Raw genomic sequence first — 9,683 nt, 5'->3', positions numbered from 1 at the left:
GTCGCGCCGGTGAAGATCCGCGCGGCCGTGCCGGCCGCAAGCGGTTGCGCCGGATGGCCGGCCGGGATGCGCTGCGAAACCGGCAACCGTCGATCGCCGTGCAACAAATCGGCGACGCGCACCGCATAGCCGTCCATCGCGCTGGTATGCATCGGCGGCACGTCGAGCGGCGAGCTCACGTCGGCCGCCAGCACGCGGCCGAGCGCGTCGAGCGTGGCGACGGTTTCGGCGCCGGGCAGCGGCTTCGCGGCGTCGAGCAGCGCGGCGAGCGCCTCGGCGGTCGACAGCATCGGCGCGCGCGGCGCCGCGGGATTCGGGTTCGACATCGATGGAATCGGGGATCGTTGGAATCAATACGTCATTGTAGCGACGCCGTCACGCGGACGCGCGATATGGCGAACATGCGAAGACTGTAATCGGCGCGAACGCACGGGTCTGGCACTTGTTTCGCGCGACGGACGATGGCCGCGTGCCAAACCTGAGTACCAAACGAAACGGCCGGAACCCCGATCCGTTCGACGAATCGGCATTCCGGCCGTCCTGCGCCGCCGGGCCCGCGGGCCCGGCCGTGCGTCATGCGCCCGTATGGGCGGCGATGAAGTCCTTCACCTGCTGCGCGTCGGCCTTCACGACCTCGAAGCGCTGCGGCAGCGCCTCGAGCCCGTCGAAGGCGGCCGGCCGCTCGGCTTCGCGATCGAGCGCTTCGCGGATCGTCTCGCCGAACTTGATCGGCTGCGCCGTCTCGAGCACGACCATCGGCACGCCGGCCTCCAGATGCTCGCGCGCGACCTTCACGCCGTCGGCCGTATGCGTATCGATCATCGTGTCGTAGCGCGAGAACACGTCGCGGATCGTCGCGATGCGGTCGGTGTGGCTGCTGCGGCCCGACACGAAACCGAATTCGGCCACGCGCGCGAAATCGCCGCTCGCCGCGAGATCGAAGCCGCCCTTCTCCTCGACGTCGCGGAACAGTTGCATCACGCGCGCCGGATCGCGGCCGAGCAGGTCGAACACGAAGCGCTCGAAGTTCGATGCCTTCGAGATGTCCATGCTCGGGCTGCTCGTGTGATAGGTGTGCTCGGCGCTGCGCACGCGATACGCGCCGGTGCGGAAGAATTCGTCGAGCACGTCGTTCTCGTTGGTCGCGACCACCAGCTTCGCGATCGGCAGCCCCATCATCCGCGCGATGTGGCCCGCGCAGACGTTGCCGAAGTTGCCCGACGGCACCGTGAACGACACGCGCTCGTCGTTCGACCGCGTCGCCGCGAAATAGCCCTTGAAGTAGTACACGACCTGCGCGACGACGCGCGCCCAGTTGATCGAGTTGACGGTGCCGATCTTCTGCTGCGCCTTGAACGCGTGATCGTTCGACACGGCCTTCACGATGTCCTGGCAGTCGTCGAACACGCCTTCGACCGCGAGGTTGAAGATGTTCGGGTCCTGCAGGCTGAACATCTGCGCCGTCTGGAACGCGCTCATCTTCTTGTGCGGCGACAGCATGAACACGCGCACGCCGGCCTTGCCGCGCATCGCGTATTCGGCCGCGCTGCCGGTGTCGCCCGACGTCGCGCCGAGGATGTTCAGCGCTTCGCCGTGCTTCGCGAGCGTGTACTCGAACAGGTTGCCGAGCAACTGCATCGCCATGTCCTTGAACGCGAGCGTCGGGCCGTTCGACAGTTCGAGCAGCGACAGCGCCGTGCCGTGCTCGGTGCCGAGCGTCTTCAGCGGCGTGATGTCGGATGCGTTCTCGCCGTGGCGCGTGTTGCTGTACACGGCAGCCGTGTAGGTACGGCGCGTGATCGCGCGCAGGTCGTCGGCCGGCACGTCGTCGCAGAACTTCGACAGGATCTCGAACGCGAGATCCGCGTACGACAGCGTGCGCCAGCGCGCGAGCTCGTCGGCGGACACCTTCGGATACTCGGCCGGCAGGTAGAGGCCGCCGTCCTTCGCGAGACCGCCGAGCAGGATGTCGGAGAACGTATGGCGCTCGCCGATGCCGGCGCCGCGCGTGGAGATGTAGTTCATGTCGTCAGCCTCAGTTCAGCGCTTCCATGCGCAGCTTCGTTACCTTCGAGACCACCGTCGCCAGGCTCTCGATCTGCGCGATCGCCGCGTTGACGTTTTTCTCGACCGTCTCGTGCGTGATCAGGATGATGTCGGTCTCGCCGTTCGCGCCGTCGATCTGCTCCGACTCCTTCTGCAGCAGCGCGTCGATCGAGATGCCCGATTCGGCGAGGATGCGCGTGATCGCGGCGAGCACGCCGGTCTGGTCGGCCACGCGCAGGCGCAGGTAGTAGCCGCTCGTCACTTCCTCGATCGGCAAAATCGGCGTGTTCGACAGGCTGTCCGGCTGGAATGCGAGGTGCGGCACGCGATGCTCGGGATCGGCCGTGTGCAGGCGCGTGACGTCGACCAGATCCGCGACGACGGCCGACGCGGTCGGCTCCGCGCCCGCGCCCTTGCCGTAGTACAGCGTCGTGCCGACTGCATCGCCGTGCACGACGACCGCGTTCATCGCGCCCTCGACGTTCGCGAGCAGGCGCTTTTCCGGGATCAGCGTCGGGTGCACGCGCAGCTCGATGCCGTTGGCGGCGCGGCGCGCGATGCCGAGCAGCTTGATCCGGTAGCCGAGTTCTTCCGCATAGCGGATGTCGGTCGCGTCGAGCTTGCTGATGCCCTCGACGTACGCGCGGTCGAACTGCACCGGCACGCCGAACGCGATCGCGCTCATGATCGTCGCCTTGTGCGCGGCGTCGACGCCTTCGATGTCGAAGGTCGGATCGGCTTCCGCGTAGCCGAGCTCCTGCGCGGCCTTCAGCGCGGTCGCGAAGTCGAGCCCGCGGTCGCGCATTTCCGACAGGATGTAGTTCGTCGTGCCGTTGATGATGCCGGCGATGTACTGGATGCGGTTCGCGGTCAGGCCTTCGCGCAGCGCCTTGATGATCGGGATGCCACCGGCGACGGCCGCCTCGAACGCGACCATCACGCCCTTCTCGCGCGCGGCTTCGAAGATCTCGGTGCCGTGCACCGCGAGCAGCGCCTTGTTCGCCGTCACGACGTGCTTGCCGTTCGCGATCGCGCGCAGCACGAGCTCGCGCGCGATGCCCGTGCCGCCGATCATCTCGGCGATGATCGCGATCGACGGATCGTCGACGACCGCATTGAAATCATCGGTGATCTGCGCGGTGCCGGCGTTGCCGCCGAGCGCGGCCTGCGCCTTGGCGGGGTTGCGCACGGCAATGCGCGCGACCTCGATGCCGCGCCCCGCGCGTCGTTTGATTTCTTCCTGGTTGCGGTGCAACACCGTGAAGGTGCCGCTGCCGACGGTGCCGAAGCCCAACAGGCCAACTTTGATCGGTTCCATGCTGCGTGTGATCGATGAGTAAGAAGTAGTGAGTTCCGTGTGGCCCTGCCCGCTCAGACCGAATGGCGCTTGCGGTAGCCGTCGAGGAAGCGTGCGATCCGGTTGATCGAATCGGCCAGGTCGTCGAGGTTCGGCAGGAAGACCACGCGGAAGTGGTCCGGCGTCGCCCAGTTGAAACCCGTGCCCTGTACGAGCAGCACGCGCTCCTCGAGCAACAGGTCGAGAATGAACTGCTGGTCGTTCTGGATCGGGTAGAGCTTCGGGTCGAGGCGCGGGAACATGTACAGCGCGGCCTGCGGCTTCACGCAGGTCACGCCCGGGATCGACGTCAGCATGTCATACGCGAGTTCGCGTTGCTTGTACAGGCGCCCGTTCGGCACGATCAGCTCGTTGATGCTCTGGTAGCCGCCGAGCGCCGTCTGGATCGCGAACTGGCCGGGCACGTTCGCGCACAGGCGCATCGACGACAGGATGCCGAGCCCTTCGAGGTAGTCCTTCGCGCGCCGGCGGTTGTCGCCGCCGAGGCCCGACACGGCCATCCAGCCCGCACGATAGCCGCACGAGCGATAGCTCTTCGACAGGCTGTTGAACGTGACGGTGATCACGTCCTCGGACAGCGAACCCAGCGCCGTGTGCTCGAGGCCGTCGTAGACGATCTTGTCGTAGACCTCGTCGGCGAACACGATCAGCCCGTGCTCGCGCGCGATCTCGAGCAGTTCGAGCAGCAATTCGTCGGAATAAAGCGCGCCGGTCGGATTGTTCGGGTTGATCACGACGATCGCCTTCGTGTTCGGCGTGATCTTGCTGCGGATGTCGTCGAGATCGGGCATCCACGCGTTCTGCTCGTCGCACACGTAGTGCACGGGCGTGCCGCCCGACAGGCTCACGGCCGCCGTCCACAGCGGGTAGTCGGGCGCGGGCAGCAGCACTTCGTCGCCGTCGTTCAGCAGCGCCTGGGTCGCCATCACGATCAGCTCGGACGCGCCGTTGCCGATGTAGATGTCGTCGAGGCCGACGCCGACGACGCCCTTTTCCTGCGTGTAGTGCATCACCGCCTTGCGCGCCGAGAACACGCCCTTCGAATCCGAATAGCCGGACGACGCCGGCAGGTTGCGGATCATGTCCTGGATGATCTCGTCGGGCGCGTCGAAACCGAACGGCGCGAGGTTGCCGATGTTCAGCTTGATGATGCGGTGGCCTTCTTCCTCGAGGCGCTTCGCGTGCTCGAGCACCGGGCCACGGATGTCGTAGCAGACGTTGAGCAGCTTGTTCGACTTCTGAATCGGTTTCACGACGACACGGTTCCTGGGTTGGCCTTGCGGCCGGGGGGACGGGATCAAAACTGGAAAGCGGCCGGTCTGTGCGCGCTGTCTAGACTGGGAAAAAGCGGCGGTCGGACGCGGCTTGTGGCGACGCACGACGCAAGTGGCGCCCGGGGGCGACCAAAAAGTTATAATTTAGCGGATTTTGGCCGACTTTCGCAATGCACCATAGCCGCGCCGGGCCCGCGCCGTCGGGCGTCCGCGCGTGCCCCGGCGCGCGAAACCGGCCAGCGGGGCCCCTGCGGCCCGGCCCATCCATTCCCCTACGGAACCGCGGAATACCGATTTGAAACTGCACCAGGACACGAGCGGCGCGCTCAACACCGTCACCGGCTACGGCCCCGATTATGTCGACGTCAATCTCGAACGCCATGAAACGAGCGTCATCGTGCTGCCCGGCGCGCCGGTCCAGGCCTGGCCCGTGTCGTCGTTCGACGCGCTCGCGCCCGAGCATTTCGCGATGCTGCTCGACCCGACGCCCGAACTCGTGATCTTCGGCAGCGGCGCGCGGCTGCGCTTTCCGCACCCGCGCCTCGTCGCGGCGCTCACCGCGAAGCGGATCGGCGTCGAGACGATGGATTTCCAGGCCGCCTGCCGCACCTACAACATCCTGATGGCCGAGGGCCGCAAAGTCGCCGCCGCGCTCTTAATTGAACGTTAATCCCCGATGCGGTAAAACTCGGGCCGGCGCAGCGGGTCGATCCCCCGATCGGCCCGGCCAGGCCGCCCGCCCCGGCGCTGCCCGCCGGCGGCCCCGTCACAACAACCAACAGGCTGAAAACCCATGAACGATACGCCGTCGAGGCTACCGCTCAATCGCATCACGCTCGTCCTCCTGCTCGTCGCGCTCGCGATCGTCTGGTTCGCGCCACTCGGGCTGCGCCACCTGATCCCGAGCGACGAAGGCCGCTACGCGGAAATGGCGCGCGAGATGTTCGTCACCGGCGACTGGATCACGCCGCGCTACAACGGTTACAAGTACTTCGAGAAGCCGCCGCTGCAGACCTGGCTGAACGCGCTGACGTTCGCGTGGTTCGGTATCGGCGAATGGCAGGCGCGCCTCTACACGGCCGTCGCGAGCTTCGCCGGCGTGCTGCTCGTCGGCTACACCGGCGCGCGCCTGTTCAACCCGCTGTCGGGCTTCCTCGCGGCCGTCGTGCTCGCCAGCGCGCCGTACTGGAACCTGATGGGCCACTTCAACGCGCTCGACATGGGGCTCGCGTTCTGGATGGCGCTGTCGCTCTGCTCGCTGCTGCTCGCGCAGCGGCCCGGGCTGCGCCCGGCGGCGGTACGCGGCTGGATGTGGGCGTGCTGGGCCGCGATGGCGTTCGCGGTGCTGTCCAAGGGCCTCGTCGGGCTGATCCTGCCCGGCGCCGTGCTCGTGCTGTATACGCTGATCGCGCGCGACTGGGCGCTGTGGAAGCGCCTGTATCTCGTCAGCGGCCTCGTGATCTTCTTCGCGATCGTCACGCCGTGGTTCGTACTGGTCCAGCAGCGCAACCCCGAGTTCTTCAACTTCTTCTTCGTCGTCCAGCAGTTCCGCCGGTACCTGACCCCGGAACAGAACCGCCCGGGCCCGCTGTACTACTTCGTGCCCGTGCTGCTGGTCGGCTTCCTGCCGTGGCTGTCGGTCGCGTGGCAGAGCATCCGCCATGCGCTGCGCATGCCGCGCCAGCCGAACGGCTTCTCGCCGATGCTCGTGCTGCTGATCTGGAGCGCGTTCATCTTCCTGTTTTTCAGCGCGTCGCATTCGAAGCTGATCTCGTACGTGCTGCCGGTCGCGCCGGCGCTCGCGCTGATCATCGGCGCTTACCTGCCGCTGATGACGGCCGAGCGCTTCCGCCGCCACCTGCTCGGCTACCTCGTGTTCTTCGTCGCCGCGGCGTTCGGGATCATCTTCCTCGCGTACCAGGGCGACGCCCGCACGCCGAACGCGTTGTACCGGGCGTTCCAGATGTGGCTGTACGCCGGCCTCGCGGTCTCGGCCGCGCTGACGCTCGCGGCCGCCTGGCTGAACCGCCGCGCGGGCGTGGCCGCCGCGCTCGCGGCGTTCGGCGCCGCGTGGCTCGCGTTCGGCACGATCGGCGGTACCGGACACGACGAGTTCGGCCGCTACAGCTCGGGCGCGCTGCTCGCACCGGCCGTGCGCGCCGAGCTGGCGAAGCTGCCGCCCGATACGCCGTTCTACTCGATCGAAATGCTCGATCACACGTTCCCGTTCTACATGGGCCACACGACGATCATGGTCCAGCGCCAGGACGAGCTCGCGTTCGGGATCTCGGTCGAGCCGAACAAGTGGGTCCCGACCGTCGGCGAATGGATCACGCGCTGGAAGCAGGACACCCATGCGCTCGCGATCATGCCGCCCGGCCAGTACGACGCGCTGGTCAAGGAAGGCGTGCCGATGCGCGTGATCGCGCGCGACAACCGCCGCGTGATCGTCGAGAAACCGCAATCGTAAGGACGTCCCCCGCATGAACCCCGTTTCGTTCGTCTGCATCGTCACCGGCGTGATGCTCAACGCCTGTGCGCAACTTCTGCTGAAAGCCGGCGTCAACGCCGTTGGACACTTCGAATTCAGCCGTGCGAACATCCTCCCGGTCGGCCTGAAGATCGCGACCCAGCTGCCGATCATCGGCGGCCTCGGCTGCTATGTACTGAGCGTCGTGGTGTGGATCGTCGGGTTGTCGCGGGTCGACGTGTCGATCGCGTATCCGATGCTGTCGCTCGGCTACGTCGTCAACGCGTTCGCGGCGTGGTACCTGTTCGGCGAGGTGCTGTCGGTCCAGAAGCTCGTCGGCATCGGCATCATCCTGATCGGTGTGCTCGTGCTGGCGCGCAGCTGAGCGCGGCCCGCGCCGTTAAGCGTCCGCCTACAAAAAATCACGGTACGAATCCGCCAACCGGTGTTTAATGCCGGTTTCGGGCGGATCGCCCGACCCTTTTATTACACGCCATTACAGGCCCAACGCGTTCATGAGCCAGACTACCGCTCCGTTTCTGCCGTTCACCCGCCCCGAGATCGATGAGGAAACCATCCAGGGCGTCGTCGACGTGTTGCGCTCGGGCTGGATCACCACCGGCCCGCAGTGCCAGAAATTCGAGGCCGCGCTGTCCGAGTACTGCGGCGGCCGTCCGGTTCGCGCCTTCAATTCGGGCACCTGCACGCTCGAGATCGGCCTGCGCATCGCCGGCGTCGGCCCCGGCGACGAGGTGATCACGACGCCGGCGTCGTGGGTCTCGACCAGCAACGTGATCATCGAGACGGGCGCGACGCCCGTGTTCGCGGACATCGACCCCGTCACGCGCAACATCGACCTCGACAAGCTCGAGCAGGCGATCACGCCGCGCACCAAGGCGATCATCCCCGTGTTCCTGTCCGGCCTGCCGGTCGACATGGACCGCCTGTACGCGATCGCCCGCGCGCACAAGCTGCGCGTGATCGAGGATGCCGCGCAGGCGTTCGGCTCGACGTGGAACGGCAAGCGCATCGGCGCGATCGGCGACATCGTGTCGTTCAGCTTCCACGCGAACAAGAACCTGACGACGATCGAAGGCGGCGCGCTCGTGCTGAACAACGAGGACGAAGCGGCGCTCGCGCAGAAGTATCGGCTGCAGGGCATCACGCGCACCGGCTTCGACGGGATGGACTGCGACGTGCTCGGCGGCAAGTACAACCTGACCGACGTCGCCGCGCGCGTCGGCCTCGGCCAGTTGCCGCACATCGAGCGCTTCACCGCGCAGCGCCGCGCGCTCGCCCGTGCGTATTTCGCCGCGTTCGACGGCGGCGCGGCCGTGAAGCTGGGCCTCGGCCTGCCGGTCGCCGAATTCGAGAACGGCAACTGGCACATGTTCCTGGTCACGCTGCCGCTCGAGCGGCTGACGATCACGCGCGCCGAATTCATGGCGCAAATGAAGGAACGCGGCATCGGCACCGGCATCCACTACCCGGCGATCCATCTTTTCACGCTGTATCGTGCGCGCGGCTTCAAGGAGGGCATGTTCCCCCACGCCGAACGGTACGGCGCGTCGACCGTCACGCTGCCGCTGTTTACGCAGATGACGGAAGGCGACGTGCGTCGCGTGGTCGACGCCGTCAATCAGATTTGCGAACAATACGGAAAATAAGCGTACATGAGTCACCTTGAAGCACGCGCCGGGCATCCGGGCGCCGCGCATCTGGACGCCGGCCGGCCGGAAGTGTCGGTCATCATCCCCGTGTACAACGAGGAAGACGGCCTCGCCGCGCTGTTCGCGCGGCTGTATCCGGCGCTCGACGCACTCGACACGTCGTACGAAGTGATCCTGATCAACGACGGCAGCCGCGACCGCTCGGCCGCGATGCTCGCCGATCAGTTCCACGTACGGCCCGACACGACGCGCATCGTGCTGCTCAACGGCAACTACGGCCAGCACATGGCGATCCTCGCGGGCTTCGCGCAGTCGCGCGGCGAGATCGTCATCACGCTCGACGCCGACCTGCAGAACCCGCCCGAGGAAATCGGCAAGCTGATCGCGAAGATGCGCGAGGGCTACGACTACGTCGGCTCGATCCGCAAGCAGCGCCAGGACAGCCTGTGGCGGCGCAAGGCGTCGCAGATGATGAACCGGCTGCGCGAGCGCATCACGCGCATCAAGATGACCGACCAGGGCTGCATGCTGCGCGCGTACAGCCGCCGCATCATCGACACGATCAACGTGTGCGGTGAAGTCAACACATTCATCCCCGCGCTCGCGTACACGTTCGCGCAGAGGCCGACCGAAATCGAGGTCGCGCACGAGGAACGCTTCGCGGGCGAATCGAAATATTCGCTGTACAGCCTGATCCGGTTGAACTTCGACCTCGTGACGGGCTTCTCGGTCGTGCCGCTGCAGTGGCTGTCGTTCATCGGCGTGATCCTGTCGCTCGGCTCCGCCGCGCTGTTCGTGCTGCTGCTCGTGCGCCGCTTCATCGTCGGCGCGGAAGTGCAAGGCGTGTTCACGCTGTTCGCGATCAC

8 protein-coding genes and 1 pseudogene are annotated in these 9,683 nt (G+C 66.5%); 5 read left to right on the top strand and 4 right to left on the bottom strand.

Annotated elements, in window-relative coordinates:
* From JMF90_RS10905 to JMF90_RS10890, 4 genes and pseudogenes are all read right to left on the bottom strand, one after another.
* Window positions 1–326 (bottom strand): annotated as a pseudogene (locus tag JMF90_RS10905) (molybdopterin molybdenumtransferase MoeA); the annotation flags it as partial.
* 247 nt (window positions 327–573) lie between these two features.
* Window positions 574–2,025: a threonine synthase gene (gene thrC / locus JMF90_RS10900; protein ID WP_011549660.1), complete on the bottom strand. Its 1,452-nt coding sequence runs from the start codon at window positions 2,023–2,025 to the stop codon at window positions 574–576.
* 10 nt (window positions 2,026–2,035) lie between these two features.
* The gene (locus tag JMF90_RS10895; RefSeq protein WP_006478639.1) at window positions 2,036–3,364 is read right to left on the bottom strand and encodes a homoserine dehydrogenase; all 1,329 of its coding nucleotides are present in this window, start codon (window positions 3,362–3,364) and stop codon (window positions 2,036–2,038) included.
* A 53-nt stretch (window positions 3,365–3,417) separates the two neighbouring features.
* On the bottom strand, window positions 3,418–4,656 hold the full coding sequence (locus tag JMF90_RS10890) for a pyridoxal phosphate-dependent aminotransferase (protein ID WP_011549659.1): 1,239 nt from the start codon (window positions 4,654–4,656) through the stop codon (window positions 3,418–3,420).
* A 316-nt stretch (window positions 4,657–4,972) separates the two neighbouring features.
* Between JMF90_RS10890 and JMF90_RS10885 the strand changes: the two genes are divergently transcribed.
* The 5 genes from JMF90_RS10885 to JMF90_RS10865 all read left to right on the top strand — a co-directional run.
* Window positions 4,973–5,347 (top strand): Mth938-like domain-containing protein, encoded by a 375-nt coding sequence (locus tag JMF90_RS10885; protein WP_012328660.1) that lies wholly within the window; start codon window positions 4,973–4,975, stop codon window positions 5,345–5,347.
* Window positions 5,348–5,470: 123 nt separating this feature from the next.
* Window positions 5,471–7,147 carry a glycosyltransferase family 39 protein gene (locus JMF90_RS10880; RefSeq protein ID WP_011549657.1) on the top strand — a complete coding sequence of 559 codons (1,677 nt, stop codon included), beginning with the start codon at window positions 5,471–5,473 and terminating at the stop codon, window positions 7,145–7,147.
* Window positions 7,148–7,160: 13 nt separating this feature from the next.
* The gene (locus tag JMF90_RS10875; protein WP_006478635.1) at window positions 7,161–7,532 is read left to right on the top strand and encodes an EamA family transporter; all 372 of its coding nucleotides are present in this window, start codon (window positions 7,161–7,163) and stop codon (window positions 7,530–7,532) included.
* Window positions 7,533–7,662: 130 nt separating this feature from the next.
* Window positions 7,663–8,814, top strand: coding sequence for a DegT/DnrJ/EryC1/StrS aminotransferase family protein (locus tag JMF90_RS10870; RefSeq protein ID WP_041489547.1), 1,152 nt, complete (start codon window positions 7,663–7,665; stop codon window positions 8,812–8,814).
* A gap of 6 nt (window positions 8,815–8,820) precedes the next feature.
* Window positions 8,821–9,683: glycosyltransferase (locus JMF90_RS10865; protein ID WP_201325100.1), on the top strand; the 863-nt coding region annotated here is incomplete at its 3' end.

It is taken from the genome of Burkholderia sp. E168m23 (assembly GCF_016586125.1).
GTDB lineage: Bacteria > Pseudomonadota > Gammaproteobacteria > Burkholderiales > Burkholderiaceae > Burkholderia > Burkholderia orbicola.
The sequence above is the reverse complement of the archived record's forward strand: the minus strand, read 5'-3'. Positions and strand labels throughout refer to the sequence as shown.